Genomic DNA, 16,523 nt, shown 5'->3' on the forward strand with positions numbered 1-16,523 from the left:
GTGCAACTCGCTTTGCCACGTAGTTTATTCAATCCCTTCGCGTGGTTCCGGTCTGGCCACAAAGATCCGCGTAAAAATTTACGCCGGTCCATTGGTCATATCATTGGGGCCCGTCCATCCAACCTGGGTTTGTACCAACTGGCATTGCGTCATACATCCGCTTCGAAGGCCACAGCGATTGAAGGGTTCCGGGAATCGAATGAACGATTAGAATACTTAGGTGATGCCGTTCTGGGGATGGTTATTGCCGAGTTCCTGTTCAAAAAATACCCCTACAAAGACGAAGGGTTCCTAACAGAAATTCGCTCTCGCATTGTTAATCGAGAAACGCTGAACGGTATTTCCCGAAAAATCGGCCTCGACCAGCTCATTGAATACGATGGAAGCCGTACACGAAGTCTTCCCGCCCGTACGTCGATGTATGGCGATGCGCTCGAAGCATTAGTTGGTGCTATTTACCTGGATAAGGGCTTTCGTTTTTCCCGCCGATTTATTCTGAAGAACCTATTATCTCATTATGATATTGAGTCGGTCGTTCAGAACAACGGTAATTTTAAAAGCCGTCTGATCGAATGGGCGCAACGCGAAGGCAAAGAGATTCGCTTTGAGATTGTCTCCGAAAAAGGCAATAGCCACTTCCGCGAATTTATTGCCCAGGTACTTGTTGATGATGAGCCATTCTCGACGGGTAGTGGTTACAGCAAGAAAAAAGCCGAGCAGGCAGCCGCTGAGAAAGCGTTTGAGCTGCTGGCTATCAAATAAGCCTGCATTATTCTCCAATTTTTCTTAATTCGCTGACTCGGAAGGCCAACGCTGTTTGGGCAAACCAACCGACGTTGACTTTGTACTCCTGTCATTTTTCGGGTCAAATTGTCTGGTAGTGGCTTTAGTTACTTGCCGAATAAATGTCAAAATGACCGGATTTGTTATGATTTTTCTATTGGCATGTTGTTTGAAAAAGGATTAACTGAATTAGTTAACGTATCGTCTAACACAAAACCAAAGAAAGTCATGAGTACATTAGTGCGCACGAACAGCAACTTTCCGTCGTTGATCGAAAACTTTTTTGGCCGCGATGTGAACGACTTTTTTAACACAAGCCATTCTGACTTCACCCATGTTCCGGCAGTAAACGTAGCCGAGCATCAGGATGGTTTTCGAATTGAGGTAGCAGCGCCTGGTTTGAAGAAAGAAAACTTTAAGCTGCACCTAAATCACAACAACCTAACTATTTCAGGGTCGCAGGAGACCAGAACGGAAGAGTCGGAGAAGCTAGTTGAAAAGTATACGCGTCGGGAATTTAGCTATTCCTCGTTTCAGCGGACGTTCACCCTGCCTACCTCCGTTGACGCCGATAGGATTCAGGCAACCTACACGGATGGTATTTTGAAAATCGACATTCCGAAACGTGAAGAGGCCAAAGTAAAGCCACCTCGTCAAATTGAAATCGGTGGTTAATCCAACTTTAATAAAAAGCCTGTGGGAAAATCTTACAGGCTTTTTACTAACTTAAAGGCCCTTTAACAAAGCCCTGTTAAATTTTGTTAAGGACACACATTACCCGGATTTTTCAGAAGCTCCTTTCCGTTATACAGGCAGAGTAAACAATAATTCTAACACAAAAAGAAAGCAATTAGATTTCCCAATCAATCATGAAAAGCAACTGGAAATTAATAGCGTTAATAGCTCTATTTTCGAGTGGCATAACGCTGGCCGCTTACCACCTGTTGGGTTTCAACAACCGGGACGTAATCTTTAACGAATCGTCGCCCATTCAGGCGATCACAGGTCGTTTAGCATCAATGCCAGGTGGTCCTATGGCTACCCCGGGTGATTTCTCGACTGCTGCCGAAGCAGTGACCCCAACGGTTGTACACATTCGGACTACAATGACCCGCACTGTACGTCAACAACAAGTCCCTGATATTTTCCGGGAGTTCTTTGGCGACGATGCCTTTGGCGGTGGACAGCGGCAGCCTCGCCGGCAACAAGGACAGGCTTCGGGATCGGGCGTGATCATCAGTAAAGATGGTTATATCGTTACAAACAATCACGTAGTGCAGGATGCCGACGAGGTCGAAGTAATTATGACCGACAAGCGTAGCTTTAAAGCGAAAGTTATTGGTACCGACCCACTTACTGACCTGGCAGTCATTAAAGTAGATGCAAACAACCTGCCTGCCATTACGCTGGGTGATTCAGACGCACTGAAATTAGGCGAATGGGTACTGGCAGTTGGTTACCCACTTGACCTGGAATCGACGGTAACGGCTGGTATTGTAAGTGCTAAAGGCCGTCGAATTGGTATTCTGGATCAGAACATCAATAAAAATGATGCAAAACCTGACTCGCCAGTAGAAGCGTTTATCCAGACGGATGCCGCTATCAACCCTGGTAATTCGGGTGGTGCACTGGTAAACCTGCGCGGTGAACTGGTTGGCATTAACTCAGCCATCGCTTCGGCAACGGGCTACTACAGTGGCTATGGCTTCGCCGTTCCTGTATCGCTGGTTAAGAAAGTATCAGCCGACCTGCTGAAATACGGCAACGTGCAACGCGGTTATATTGGTATCCTACCAATTGAGCTAAACAGCACGGTCGCCAAAGAGAAGAATGTTAAAGTTGGTCGTGGTATCTACGTTGATCAAGTAGTTGACAACGGTGCTGCCGAAGCTGCTGGCCTGAAAAAAGGTGACGTTATCACAAAAATGGAAGGCCAACCACTGGATTCAGATGCTCAGATGCGTGAAATCATCGGTCGTCGTCGCCCAGGTGATGTTCTGACTGTAACCGTTAACCGTGATGGCACCGAGCGTGACTTTAAAGTAGAGCTTCGCAACCGGAATGGTGGTCGTGACATTATCAAGAAAACCGACATTACGCCATCAGCCACTTCGCTGAACTCGCTGGGCGCGCAATTTGAAGACCTGTCGGCTCAGGATGCCAAACAGTTAGGTATCAGTGGTGGTGTTCGAGTGAAGAAAATCACCGATGGTAAACTGGCCGAAACGGATGTAGAAGAAGGATTCATTATCGTAAAAGCGAATGGTAAAAACGTTAAAACGACAAAAGACCTTCAAACCATTATGTCGAGCGTAAAAGAAGGGGAAGGCTTGATGCTGATCGGCATGTACCCCAATAGCTCACGGATGTACTACTACGCGGTGCCTGTATAAGACAAAAGCAAAACGGTCAAAATGAAAACGGTCAAAAGGGTTTAAATCCTTTTGACCGTTTTCATTTTGACCGTTTTTTAAAATCTATTCGTAATAATTCAGAATTTGGTGTCCACTTCTGGCAAGAAGCTGATCGCGACGGAAGAGGTCAATATCAGCCATCATCATATCCTTCACAAGGGCAGGCAAATCATATTTAGGCTGCCAGTTCAGTTGCGTCATCGCTTTGGTTGGGTCACCAAGTAACAGATCTACTTCGGTTGGCCGGTAATAGCGAGGATCAATGCAAACGACGGCTTTACCGATTTCAACGGGGAAGTCAGGATTCGTTGAACTAACCACAGTACCGACTTCAGCATCACCTTCGCCCGAAAAAGCCAGCTCAACACCAATTTCGGCAAACGCCATCCGAATAAAATCACGAACGCTGGTCGTTACGCCCGTAGCGATAACGTAATCTTCGGGTTTGTCCTGTTGCAGAATCAGATACATAGCTTCTACGTAATCCTTGGCATGCCCCCAGTCACGCAGTGAATCCAGATTCCCCATGTATACTTTATCCTGCAAGCCTAAGCCAATACGGGCAACGGCACGGGTAATTTTACGCGTCACGAACGTTTCGCCCCGTAGTGGTGATTCGTGGTTAAACAAAATCCCGTTACAGGCAAACATATCATATGCTTCCCGATAGTTGACCGTAATCCAGTAGCCATATAGTTTAGCAACTGCGTAGGGCGAACGAGGGTAGAATGGCGTTGTTTCTGATTGAGCATGTCCCTGAACCCCGCCATACAACTCAGATGTAGAAGCCTGATAAATGCGTGTCTTTTTAGTTAAGCCCAGCAAACGAACCGCTTCCAGAATCCGTAGCGTACCGATACCATCCACCTGAGCCGTATATTCAGGCTCGTCGAAACTTACCCGCACATGCGACATAGCGCCGAGGTTATAAATCTCGTCGGGCTGAACTTCCTGAATAATTCGAATGACATTGGTCGAATCAGAAAGATCACCATAGTGGAGCTTCAGGTGTACTTTCTTCTCATGCGGATCTTCATACAGGTGGTCAATCCGTTGCGTGTTGAATAACGAGCTACGGCGCTTGATACCGTGTACTTCATACCCTTTTGCTAACAATAACTCTGTTAAATAGGCACCGTCTTGTCCTGTAATCCCGGTAATTAACGCTTTTTTCATAAATTCTTACAATCTAGGTTGAAGCACGTGCAAAGTTTACACATTAGCTTCTAAGTTAACATCTATTTATCTAAATCTTAAATTACTTTATTAATAGGCTACGCCGAATATCCACCTTGTCGGGTTGCAACTGGGCTGATGACACAAATCTGTGAATCGATGAATAATACCGTTCCGCATCTAAGCGACGCATAAAGTCGCCTACTTTTAGTTTATAAGTTGGCTGATTATAGGTAAGGTAAGGGCTAAGTTCTGGAAAATTCTGAGAAATCAGCAACTTGGCCGCTTCTGCTTCCTGACGCTGATTACCTACATAAACCTGAATCCGATAACCAGGCGCATATCGTATTGATCTATTTTGGGTGGCTATTGTATCCAGCACCAGGTCAAGTTTACGATTTATATGTAAAGCTTCGATAGGTGTATTCGGTTTTCGGGTGTCTGTCCGACGAGGAGCATTTGTTGGATTGGTTGTCGGATTAGTAGAGCGATTCGTTGTTGGGGTAGAGGAAACCGGATTCGGATTATATATAGGTCGCACGGAGGCTAAATCTTCGTTATAGCTGTTATAATCGACAGCCGAACTACCTGACGAGACCGAACGACTACTGGCACAGCCCGATATTGTCAGTACACTAAGCACCAGTAACGTTCCTAATTTATTGTACATATCTTATTCCATGTGATGCAAAAATAGCCATTTTATTCTTTCGATTGCTTACCCCTTTATATTCCGGTATAAACCCATGCTGGATTTTAGTTAATTTTGGGCTCTTATCAAGTCGAATACATGCTGAGTATACAGAGCCACGTGTCGCTAAAACCGTATAATACGTTTCGGATTGACGCCAGCGCACGCTATTGGGTCGACATTAGTAACGAGGACGACCTCCAAACGTTGCTTCAACTAGCAGAATTTCTCAATACCCCTAAATTAATTCTCGGTGGAGGCAGTAATGTACTTCTTTGCCAGAATTTCGATGGACTGGCTATTAAAATAAGCCTCCAGGGTATCGATGTGGTGCGGGAAGATGATACGCATGTGTATGTAAAAGCGGGTGGGGGCGTAAACTGGCACCAACTGGTTATGCACTGTGTCGATCAGGGCTATGCAGGAATTGAAAACTTATCGCTTATTCCGGGCACAGTGGGTGCAGCCCCTATGCAAAACATTGGTGCTTACGGCGTTGAGTTAGAACAAGTATTCGACTCATTAACGGCCGTACATATTCAGACGGGGCATACCCGAACGTTTACCCATGCTGATTGTGCATTTGGCTATCGCGAGAGTGTTTTCAAACGTGAGCTTAAAGGTCAATATATTATCACCAGCGTTACACTAAGACTCGACAAGGTGCCAACGTTTCATACGCGCTATGGTGCCATTCAGGAGACACTGGCTGACATGGGCGTTTCGGAAGACAATCTATCGATAAAGGCCATCAGTGAAGCCGTGATCCACATTCGGCGAAGTAAGCTTCCTGATCCGGCTCAAATTGGTAATGCAGGTAGTTTTTTTAAAAATCCGGAAATCCCTAAGGCTCAGTTCGACCAGCTTAAAACAGAGTACCCAACCTTACCAGGCTATCCCGTCAACGATGACTTTGTGAAGGTTCCCGCGGGCTGGCTTATTGAGCAGGCTGGCTGGAAAGGTCATCGATCGGGCGACGCAGGTGTTCATGCTAAACAGGCACTTGTCCTAGTCAATTACGACAAAGCGACGGGGAACCAGATTCTGGCCCTTGCTCAACAGGTACAGGAATCTGTTCAGAAAAAATATGGCATTACAATATCACCTGAAGTTAATGTTATCAGGTAGATCCTTATAGCGTTCATACAAGTAGAGCCGTGAATGAAGTAGTTTTTCGCCTACTTTCACTCACGGCTCTACTTTTTTACGCGCTTATTTCAGTGATTTAGCTTATTCAAAACAAAGCGATGCAGCACCCAGCAAACCGGCATCGTTACCGAGCGTGGCCCGTTTGATGCTCAAGCCGTTTTTATAATACGGATTCAGCCAGTAATCGAGCGTTTTATTCACAGCAGGTAAAATATAATCGAAGGAAGCTGATAATCCTCCACCAATCAGTACCTGTTTAATATCCAGAACCTTAATCAGGGCGGCTAAGCCTTCACCTAGCATTTCACCTACTTCCGTCCAGATTTGCAGGGCCAGTTCGTCGCCTTCTGCGGCAGCCGCTACTAATCCAGTGGTCGAAATATTACCATCGTCAGGCAAATGGGTTTCGCCAGTATAGCTTTTCCGGCGCTCGTTAGCCAGTTGGAGCAATTCTACCTTTCCGATGTTACGTTCCAGTACCCGACCATTCCGCGAAGGAATGTGGCCCGGCTCCATAGCGTTTCCATCGCCCCCGGTAAAAATTTTCTTATTAATGATAGCCGCTCCACCAACACCCGTGCCTAGTGTGATGAAGATGTAGTTTTCGGTAATACGCTCTTCGGCAAAATAATACTCGCCTAAAGCAGCAGCGTTAGCATCGTTCGCCAGAAAAAACTGAATGCCAGGAAAGCGCTTGGTCAGCAGCTCAACCATCGGCTCTCCATTAATTTCTGGAATCGCCGTAATTTCGAGTGGGATCGTCCGCTCACGATTCAGCATGCCGGGCAGACCAATACCTACTTTTTTTACGTCTTTGTTATTTAACAGCTGAAGGGCAACGGCATCGCCAAAGCGCTCGATAAAGTGGCCCGATTCGCGCCAACTGATGGTGTCGTGGCTGTAGAAGTTTGAAATTTTACCCGTATTGGCATCGACAATGCCCATCTTGACGTTTGTGCCGCCAACGTCAATACCTAAATACTCAACGGAAGCCATTCGTAGCAATAATCAGTTTAACAATGAATAATGGTCAGTGTACAAGAACGATGAAGAGCGTGCAAGTTACGAAAGAGTGGTCAGTCAATAGCCATCAGGGTTAAGGAGTTTAAGCATACTTTGTCCTCAATGAATCATAATTGGCCGTAAATCTTAAATATCGCCAAGTTGGGGGCGGATTAGAATCTCCTCAACCACAGCATTTTTTGACAACGAATAAGCTGCCCAGGCGCTGTTAGCGACATCTTCAGCTTTCATAAATCGCTCTTCGGGCAAATCGGTCCCCTGCCAGCTAGCCGTAAGCGTTGCACCCGGCAAAATAGCCGTAACTTTCACATCGTGGGGTTTCAATTCCTCGCGCAAGACCCGGCTCATGCCCAGCAGAGCAAATTTTGAAATGCAGTAAGACCCACCATTCGTATAGGCTGTAATGCTGGCTGTAGAGCACATCATAAAAATATGTCCCTGCCGACGCGAAATCATATCCCCAACCAGCCCACGCGTCAGGTGGTAAGCGCTGGCCACGTTCGTATTCATCAGCGTCTCAAAGGTCCCTTCAGCTTCCTGATGAATTTCGCCCGGCAAAAATATCCCGGTATTATTTACTAACACATCGACTGGGCGACCCAACGACTGAATGTAAGTCAACAAAGCATTTACACCCGAACGATTCGATAGATCAGCGGCAAAAGGTAGCAGACCAGGCCCTTCTACCCCTTCAACTGATCGGGCACAGACGACCGCATCGAACCCTTCTGTTATAAATCGATCGGCAATAGCCCGACCAATCCCTTTGGTTCCTCCCGTAACAACAAGTAGTGGATTCATGTAAAAAAAGCTATGTCAGGCATTTTCCGGTGCAGAATACAGGCGGTTTAGCCTACGGCGCAAGTTACGTCAGAAACCATTCTATCTTTACGAGGGTTGTTTCGAATGACTATCATTCACTGTATTCGTCTACGGTTCTGGCCACTGATTTATGTCACGATTAGGCAGTTATTTTATCTTTCTGGGTACCCTGTTCCGTAACCCGGAGAAATTCCGCGTTTATATGGGCCTCATTATCAACGAGTGTACCAATATTGGGGTTGGGTCAATTTTTATTGTAGCGCTTGTTAACTCGTTTATTGGTGCTGTCACCTGCGTACAGACGGCTTATAATCTCACCAATCCGTTCGTTCCAAAAAATATTATCGCGCTTATTGTCCGCGACAGTTCGATTCTGGAATTAGCGCCCACCTTATCCTGCATTGTACTAGCCGGAAAAGTGGGCTCGAATATTGCCAGTGAACTGGGTACGATGCGCATTACGGAACAGATCGACGCTCTGGAGGTAATGGGCATCAATTCCAGTTCCTATCTGGTACTACCCAAAGTGATTGCTTCTGTACTGATGTTTCCCTTACTGGTAATTATGGCTGGTTTTCTGGCGATACTAGGTGGATACATTGCCGGAACGCTGGCCGGGGTTATTTCTTCAGAAGATTATATATCGGGCCTTCGTTTTGAGTACAAGCCATTCGGCGTCGCGTTTGCTCTTATTAAAACCGTAGTCTTTGCCTTTTTGATCTCCACGATTTCGGCCTACAGAGGGTACAATGTAAGCGGAGGAGCACTCGAAGTTGGCGCAGCCTCTACGGCAGCCGTAACCAACAGTTGCGTAGCGATCGTAGCCGCCGATTTTATTCTAACACAGATGTTACTCACGTAATTTTGAATGATTGAGTGATTGAATGATTGAATTAAGAGGGCTGAATAAAGCCATTCAATCATTCAATCATTCAGGCATTCAATCATTGAACCGATGATTGAAATCAAAAATATAGCGAAGTCCTTTGGTGGTCGTCAGATTCTGGCGGGCGTCAGCGGTACGTTCAAACAGGGCGATACGAGTCTGGTCATTGGCAGTAGCGGCACAGGTAAAAGCGTATTATTAAAGTGCATGATTGGGCTGGTAAAGCCTGATTCGGGCGAGGTTCTCTACGATGGCCGTAATTTTCTGGAAAGTGACCTGAATCAGCAAAAAGCCATCCGCCGGGAGATGGGCGTTCTGTTTCAGGGATCTGCCCTGTTCGATTCGAAGACTGTACTTGAAAACGTTCGGTTCCCGCTCGATATGCTTACCGAACAGGCCGAAAGTGAAAAACTGGATCGTGCTCATGAATGCCTGCGCCGGGTAGGTCTTGCCGAAGCAGCCGATCGGATGCCTTCTGAAATCAGTGGGGGCATGAAGAAACGGGTTGGCATTGCCAGAGCCATCGTCCTGAATCCCAAATATTTATTCTGTGATGAACCCAACTCCGGCCTTGATCCGCTCACCTCAATCAAGATTGATCAGCTCATCTCTGAAATCACCGACGAGTTTAAGATCACGACTGTCGTCATCACGCACGATATGAACTCGATGATGGAAATCGGAGAGAAAATCATGTTTCTATACCAGGGCGAAAAATTGTGGGAAGGCAATAGTACAACCCTTACGCAGTCGCACGTTCCTGAACTAAACGAATTCATCAACGCCAACAAACTGATTCGGGAAATGGAGAAATGACAGGCTGATTGTGGACGGTCAGATGCGCTTCTTTGTGGAAGTCGTCCAATTTGACTTTCTTCATCGTCTAAAGATGGGTCATTTAGGTAGAGATAAACGTTTTATTGGTGAATCGGTTAAAACCGCCATCGGGCCTGTAGCTTCACCTCCGTTTTGTGCGGAGCACTAATCTGATCCAAATCGGAGCCTACGGTGGTCTGGTTAGTATAGTTCGTTCTGGCCCAGCGCACCCAAATATCCAGATGGCGACTCAGATTGTACTGCGCCAGCAAATAATGGCGAACACCATAATTAAAGTAAGCCGGAAACGAAAACGCATAGAGCACATCACGCTCGTACACATATTGTCGACTGTCGTAATCGTCCGTTCCGAATAAAGCGATTCGTCCGCTAAGGCTAACTCGTCGGTAGTCCCACGTAGCGTCCTGCGCCAACGTGAATCCATTGGAGGTAGGTTGACCTGCATACGCAAAACTGCCCCACTGTATGCGCGACCGCAATGACAAACCCCGTACCAAGGTGTATTCGGCATTCAGTGCGTAGCTTCTACGGGTAGTACCGACTACATCTTTCCTTTTATCTACCGTCAGATTCTTCTGCTTATGTTCTTCGTGATACACGCCATAAAACGTGGTTTGCCGATTGGGGGTGTATCGAACCTGAAGCAAATAATCGAAGCCGTTTGAGGACTTATCGACCAGATATTTCAGCCAGGGGAAGTTGAAATAATCCACAAAGCCGCCTACGGTCAGTTTCCGGTAAATGGTATATTTTAATCCCAGGTAGGCCCCCTCTTCGTTTATATTCCGGCTGCCCTCGCTGAATGCATTTCCGTAAAAGCTATGAAAATTTCGGTCGTAATGCCGCACAACGACCGCCATATCTAATTTTTTAGTCAGGCTAACCAAAGCTCCACCTACCAACCCTATACCCCCTGAATTTGTAACCGAGCCACTACTCCGGGCCAATTCAGCGAATAGATTCCAGTTTCGCCAGATGTATCCCCCATGTACGCCCACCACCAGATTATGCGTACCTGTGAACTCATACGCGTTGTAAGCCTGACTACGCTTCTGGAAAAATAGATCGTAGGTAGTGCTTAACAGCGTAAGACCAAGCTGTAGTTGATGGCGATTCTGGTAAAGCAGATGAGCACCTAGGTTGGTTTCCATCAAACTACCCTGATCGTCTCGTTCAGACTGCGTTCGGTGAAGGCCCGAGGTTTGTAGTGAAGTAGCAACAAGGCCAATACCTGAGCTATCCCCGTTAGCATCCCGACGAATTCGCGAAGCCAGCAAGGTCATAGTAAGACGTCGATTCAACGCATAGGTAGCCACTATGCCCCGAAAGTACCCAACTTCCGTCAAGGATGTGTATGGACGAGCCCCCAACGTTGGGCGACGAACGGTTTGAACTGTTTCGGCACTTTTTCCAAGTACAAAACCCGCTGATAGAACCAAACCTTGCCCTACCTGCAATTGATAATCACCCAACAGGATGCTTTTCCAACGCCCTCGATTTTGAAGCTGAGCATGAAATGAAACGTAATCGGCTCCATAACGCCGGCTTTCGGGTTGCCAATCGATCCGCTCACCGGGGTCTTTTTCCAGAGTTAGTCCGAAACTAAAAGCACGGGGACGACTGTAACGATATCGTAGATACCACTGGCTGGCATCGCCTACATAACGGGTAGGCAGGTTTCCTTTTTTATCGGGCGTTGCTTCTGAAAACCCTTTCTGTTCTTCCAGCACACGTTCATAACGGGCAATCAGGTAATTATCAGTAGGCGTGGGCAAAGCGCCTAACAAACCCCGACTGCCTGCTACGGTTATGAAAGGGAGCAAACGTCGGATTGTAGCCAGGTCGAAGTTAGGTACTGCCTGAAGCTCATAAATTGACAGTAAATCCCCAAAGTCAGCCCGATAAGTGGCTAAACTGGTTAGTTGACGTTCTGAGAGAAGATACGTAGCTTCCAGTTCGTCGCGCGTAGCCGTATTAAGATCGATTGGATTGGCATAGAGCTGTGTGAGCGCATCATAGATAGCCTGATAATCAACCCCCTCTGTTTGGACAGGGAAAAGATCCTGTATATACCGACTTATATCAGCATCTCGATGTTGGGGTGTGCTGGTTTGTGAAAAAGCAGCCGACGACGCTAACCATCCGGCTAAACAGAGCAGGTAAACAGTTCGCAAAATCGTTTGGAAGTCCGGTTCAACAATCGCAATAAATTACCGCTGCTGATGAGCTGGATTGATAAACCGCTCCCAAAGCCCGGCAATCTATTGGACGAACAGGCGCCCCAAAAGATACATTACCCAGCAAAAAAGATACTTACGCCTAGAAACTACGCGAACCGGCGTTTTAAAATTTCGACCAATTCACTAACTTCATCACTGCTCATGTCCCACATGTATTGCGAAGCATAACGATAGGAGATCAGGTCTAGTGCCTCCCCATAATTGCTCAGCTTATCGATCTCGTCAACAGCCTGATTATAGGCGTTGGAATTACCACTGAAAAGCTGATTGATAAACCGGAACTTCTGGTTCAGTGATATACTGCGGGCTACACTTTCGATAGGTGCCCGGTGGAATGTCTCGGCAACCGTTGCTGGTTCTGTCGTTGCTGTTTCCCGTAATGTATCATTGAGTGTTGCTGGTGCATCATTCGGCACGATACCGGGTTTAACTTCGGTTGTTATAGGCTGACTGATTGCTCCGGTTTCCAACTGCGAGGGTTGGCTGATGGGCGCTACTGGTTCAGGACCCGACGAACCAGAGAGAAACATAGGCCCAGCAACGCTACCTGCTTCTAAGCGATCAGTAGCAGGCACAGGATCAGGCTGGGGCGCTACAGCAGGTGGAGCTTCACTTTCGGGAACCGATTCGGCAGGTACCAACGGGGCAGGTGGTATCGACGATTCGGTGGCTGTATCGAAAAATGAACGGGTCGGCGTAGCTAATAAACTATCATGAACATGACTTCGAAGTAAAGTAGACACGGTCATGGGGAGCTTTTCCGAAAAGAGAGCCACAAACTTATCATATGGCTCCAGTTCACTTCCTTTCTGAGTTAGCGCTTCATCCAGATAAATCAACGCCTGATTCACATAGATGAACGATTTCCCGTTCATTCGCTGCGTAATGTACGTCGGAATAAACTGGTTTATTTTCGTGTAACGCGTGATTTGCTTCATGGCAGCCGCTGTTACCGTAAAGTCGGGCTGGCTCCGCAATACATCATCAAAGTAGGCACGAGGGTCAAAAATCATGATAATCGTGCGTCGGACAGCATCGGCCAGTAAGGGTTCGAGATGTTCGCGTCGAACAGATATATACTGCGAAACAACGTTCATGAAGTTTTGTAATGCCTCCTGTACTTCTTCGTTCGTAAAGTCGAAATAAGGGCTTCTGAATTTTTCGGCATCAGCTTGCCACTTATCAGATAAACTACTGATTATAAATAAGTTTATCTGATTAATGGGCGTTAACGACATGATTTGCTGACCATTGATCGTCGTATGCTGTTGATAAAAATCAGCAGCAATCCGGCGAGCATAGGACTTGCTATATTCAGAAAGAGCGTTCGCGTTAAACTTGTTCGACATTAGGAAAAGCCTTTGTTTTGTAAATATATAGCTTTCAGCCACAAACCGACTGTTGTCACTGAAGAAATCAAATGCTGCGGGCTGTAATCCATAATTTAGTCCGACAACGGGCAATCCGTGAGGATATATGAAGCAATGTCCTTGCCGGGAATTCATATACGTTTAAGGTACAAGTAGGTTATAGTCGTTACGTTTTTATCGTTTACTCATGTTTATTGAACCTTCCCGCCGACGTGACCCACCCCATCTACGCACTGGCTGGATTGAAGTCATCTGTGGATCGATGTTTTCCGGAAAAACGGAAGAGCTAATCCGACGACTTAACCGTGCCCGGATTGCCAAGCTAAAGGTGCAGATTTTTAAGCCTGCTCTGGACAACCGCTACCACGCAGAAAATATTGTTTCGCACTCGGCCGTTGCGATTCATTCTACTCCTGTGCAAACAGCGAGCCAAATTTTATTATTGGCTGGTGATTGCGAAGTAGTTGGCGTTGATGAAGCCCAATTTTTTGATAAAGAAATCGTTTCCATATGCAATGAGCTGGCTAATCAGGGCAAACGAGTTATCGTGGCTGGGCTCGACATGGACTTTGCTGGCAATCCATTTGGCTGCATGCCTCAGCTTATGGGAATAGCCGAATATGTTACAAAAGTACATGCTATTTGCGTAGTTTGTGGCGACATTGCCCAGTACTCTTACAGGCTTGTGCCTTCGCAGGAGCGGGTACTCCTGGGCGAAACCGATAGCTACGAAGCCCGTTGTCGCCGGTGTTTTAACCTGGGCGACGATGCCGTACGAAAGGAATGGGCCTACGAAGACGTTAAGAATGACGAATGAACTAGTAGTGATGGCGAATGAAAAATGGATAAGTTATCTCGTTTCGTATAAATGGCCTTCACGTTCATTATCGCTTTTTCATTGTTCATTATTCATTATCTATTGTCCATTTTTCATTGTTCATTATTCATTTGCGCAGATTGGCACCTGGCAAACGCATGTCAGTTACCAATCGGGGCAGTCGGTAGCCGTAGTTGGCAATAAAGTCTACGCTGCTACGCAAAACGGCTTCTTTTATTATGACAAGGTTACACAGGAGACAACCAGCTTAACCAAGAATTCGGGGCTTAGTGACGCCGGTATCAGTCGACTTCTATATCTGGCCGATCAATCCACATTACTGATTGCCTATCGGAGCGGGAACCTTGATTTCATGACGCTGACCAATGATGGAGAGCCCGGAGCGGTTAGTAATGTCAACACCATTGTAGCGGCTTCTACCCTACCATCCGCCAGAACTATTTATCACATCAATCGCATTGGCAACAACGCTTACCTTAGTACCGATTTCGGCCTGGCTGTTTTAGACCTGATCAAGCATGAAATCAAGGATACCTATTTCAGCCAACGTACCGACGGCACGCCCCTTGCCATTTACCAGACTGTAGCGACTACCGACAGCCTGTATGCACTGACTGGACCTATACGGGCTACTGATATGGGGTTTCGCCTTCGCTCGATCCGATTTGCAGCCAATGTAAATATCGTTGACCCAGCTAATTGGCGAAATGTGGTAGAACCTGCCGCAATGATGAGTTCATTGATTGTTGACCAGAACCGTCTTTATGTTTCTGTAAATGGTACCGGAATTTATCTGAAAAATAATGGCTCCTGGGTGTTGTTCCGTTCCAGCACGGACCCAATCATTCGCTTATTTCCATCGGCAGCAGGCCCTATAGTCGCTACCAGTCAATCTATTCTTCTTCCGAATCCAGTAACATTTACTGGCCCCCTCCTAACCAACCCTCGTGAAGTGGTTGCCGATGGTACCAACGTTTGGGTAGCCGATACGCAGAATGGTTTACTGTATGGCTCTACAGGTCAATTTCAGCGCATTGCTCCTGAAGGCCCTACCCGCGATCAGTATGTAGGTCTTTACACCTATCCGCAAACGCTCATAACATTACCCACGGGGCCGCTGGATGCAACAACCCTGTCAACAAACCAGCCTCCCTATGAGGCCTTTTTGGTTACGAATAACCGTTGGGTAGCTCCTTCAACCAATGGCCTGGCTCGTGGTTTTAACGCTGCGGCCTACCTCCCATCTGAGCAGCGTCTTTACGTAAGCACGTTTGGTGCCGGGCTATGGAGCCAGTCGGGCGATCAACTACCAACACCCGTTACGCTTCCGGCTACGATTAGCCCATTTATCAGTAGCCTGGCAACCGATTCGGAAGGCAATTTGTGGATAACAACTGGACGGACGACTTCATCACAATCGGCTACGTTGCATGTACGTAAGCCCGACGGCACCTTCCAATCGTTCCCTGTTGTCACGCAAACCAATATTCTTCAGATTGTTCCCGACGACAACGGGTTTCTATGGCTTCGGCCTGATGTCGGCGGGGGGTTGCTGGTTGTTGATCCTCAAACCAATCGTAGTCGTTACTTGACGACGCAAACAGGACAGGGCGGATTACTCACCAACAGCGTTCGTGCTCTGGTAAAAGACCGGAATGGAGTTATCTGGGTAGGCACCGACTTAGGCCCAACCCTTTTCGACAATCCAGCGGGCGCGTTCGATGCGGTTATTGATGCCCAGCCGCCTATTCTGAATCGACGTCGGCTGTTGGCCAACGAACAGATTACGGCAATCGCAGTCGATGGCGGCAATCGAAAATGGATCGGTACGCAAAAAGGCATTTATCATGTTGCCCCCGACGGATCACAGTTACTGGACACATTCACGGCCGACAATAGCCCATTGCCCAGCAATACCATTCAGGCGTTAGCCATTGAACCTACGCGTGGGGCACTCTTTGTTCAGACGCCCAATGGCCTGGTTTCGTATCAGACACCAGCCACCGAGCCTACCGATGTACTGACCAACATTACTATTTTCCCGAATCCGGTCCGACCTGACTTCTCGGGCAACGTGGGCATACAGGGCCTTACAGAGAATGCAACCGTAAAAATTCTTGACGCAGGTGGCAAACTGGTCTATGAAACCCGCTCACAGGGCGGAACCGCTACCTGGAATCTGATCGACTATCAAGGTCGTCAGGCACAAACGGGCATTTATCTGATTGTTGTCGTTACAAAAGATGGTGCAGAGGGGCTGGCGGGTAAACTTGCCGTGGTTCGCTAGGAAAGGC

Annotated in this window: 14 protein-coding genes; 8 read left to right on the top strand and 6 right to left on the bottom strand. The window is 47.1% G+C overall.

Annotated elements, in window-relative coordinates; translation table 11 throughout:
• The 3 genes from rnc to BGO59_RS25725 all read left to right on the top strand — a co-directional run bounded on the left by rnc (position 1) and on the right by BGO59_RS25725 (position 3,176).
• Entirely contained in the window at positions 1-762 is a 762-nt protein-coding gene (rnc, locus tag BGO59_RS25715) for a ribonuclease III (protein ID WP_293688395.1), read from the top strand.
• A 249-nt stretch (positions 763-1,011) separates the two neighbouring features.
• Positions 1,012-1,458 (top strand): Hsp20/alpha crystallin family protein, encoded by a 447-nt coding sequence (locus tag BGO59_RS25720; protein WP_293688397.1) that lies wholly within the window; start codon positions 1,012-1,014, stop codon positions 1,456-1,458.
• A 194-nt stretch (positions 1,459-1,652) separates the two neighbouring features.
• A complete protein-coding gene (locus BGO59_RS25725) occupies positions 1,653-3,176 on the top strand; it encodes a Do family serine endopeptidase (RefSeq protein WP_293688399.1) in 1,524 nt (507 codons plus the stop codon).
• An 84-nt stretch (positions 3,177-3,260) separates the two neighbouring features.
• Here the strand turns inward: BGO59_RS25725 and gmd are convergent, their stop codons facing one another.
• Together gmd and BGO59_RS25735 are read right to left on the bottom strand one after the other, a co-directional pair.
• Positions 3,261-4,373: a GDP-mannose 4,6-dehydratase gene (gene gmd, locus BGO59_RS25730; protein WP_293688401.1), complete on the bottom strand. Its 1,113-nt coding sequence runs from the start codon at positions 4,371-4,373 to the stop codon at positions 3,261-3,263.
• 82 nt (positions 4,374-4,455) lie between these two features.
• On the bottom strand, positions 4,456-5,043 hold the full coding sequence (locus BGO59_RS25735) for an SPOR domain-containing protein (protein ID WP_293688403.1): 588 nt from the start codon (positions 5,041-5,043) through the stop codon (positions 4,456-4,458).
• A 120-nt stretch (positions 5,044-5,163) separates the two neighbouring features.
• Between BGO59_RS25735 and murB the strand changes: the two genes are divergently transcribed.
• Positions 5,164-6,192 (top strand): UDP-N-acetylmuramate dehydrogenase, encoded by a 1,029-nt coding sequence (murB, locus tag BGO59_RS25740; RefSeq protein ID WP_293688405.1) that lies wholly within the window; start codon positions 5,164-5,166, stop codon positions 6,190-6,192.
• A 102-nt stretch (positions 6,193-6,294) separates the two neighbouring features.
• Here murB and BGO59_RS25745 read toward each other — a convergent pair whose 3' ends face one another.
• Both BGO59_RS25745 and BGO59_RS25750 read right to left on the bottom strand, forming a co-directional pair.
• On the bottom strand, positions 6,295-7,209 hold the full coding sequence (locus tag BGO59_RS25745) for an ROK family protein (protein ID WP_293688407.1): 915 nt from the start codon (positions 7,207-7,209) through the stop codon (positions 6,295-6,297).
• Between the two features lie 153 nt (positions 7,210-7,362).
• Positions 7,363-8,037: an SDR family oxidoreductase gene (locus tag BGO59_RS25750; RefSeq protein ID WP_293688409.1), complete on the bottom strand. Its 675-nt coding sequence runs from the start codon at positions 8,035-8,037 to the stop codon at positions 7,363-7,365.
• A 151-nt stretch (positions 8,038-8,188) separates the two neighbouring features.
• On the opposite strand from BGO59_RS25750, the gene BGO59_RS25755 reads away from it, so the two are divergent.
• A complete protein-coding gene (locus BGO59_RS25755) occupies positions 8,189-8,920 on the top strand; it encodes an ABC transporter permease (protein WP_293688411.1) in 732 nt (243 codons plus the stop codon).
• A 93-nt stretch (positions 8,921-9,013) separates the two neighbouring features.
• Positions 9,014-9,760, top strand: a complete 747-nt coding sequence (locus BGO59_RS25760) for an ABC transporter ATP-binding protein (protein WP_293688413.1) — start codon at positions 9,014-9,016, stop codon at positions 9,758-9,760.
• Positions 9,761-9,876: 116 nt separating this feature from the next.
• On the opposite strand, the gene BGO59_RS25765 is transcribed toward BGO59_RS25760, so the two are convergent.
• On the bottom strand, positions 9,877-11,955 hold the full coding sequence (locus tag BGO59_RS25765) for a helix-hairpin-helix domain-containing protein (RefSeq protein ID WP_293688415.1): 2,079 nt from the start codon (positions 11,953-11,955) through the stop codon (positions 9,877-9,879).
• Between the two features lie 152 nt (positions 11,956-12,107).
• Positions 12,108-13,370, bottom strand: coding sequence for a hypothetical protein (locus BGO59_RS25770; protein WP_293688416.1), 1,263 nt, complete (start codon positions 13,368-13,370; stop codon positions 12,108-12,110).
• A gap of 208 nt (positions 13,371-13,578) precedes the next feature.
• Here BGO59_RS25770 and BGO59_RS25775 point away from each other — a divergent pair, with 208 nt between their 5' ends.
• A complete protein-coding gene (locus tag BGO59_RS25775; protein WP_293688418.1) occupies positions 13,579-14,208 on the top strand; it encodes a thymidine kinase in 630 nt (209 codons plus the stop codon).
• Positions 14,198-16,516 carry a two-component regulator propeller domain-containing protein gene (locus BGO59_RS25780; RefSeq protein WP_293688420.1) on the top strand — a complete coding sequence of 773 codons (2,319 nt, stop codon included), beginning with the start codon at positions 14,198-14,200 and terminating at the stop codon, positions 16,514-16,516. Before BGO59_RS25775 ends, BGO59_RS25780 begins: the two co-directional genes overlap by 11 nt.
• Positions 16,517-16,523 lie beyond the last annotated feature (7 nt).

It is taken from the genome of Spirosoma sp. 48-14 (genome assembly GCF_001898575.1).
GTDB lineage: Bacteria > Bacteroidota > Bacteroidia > Cytophagales > Spirosomataceae > Spirosoma.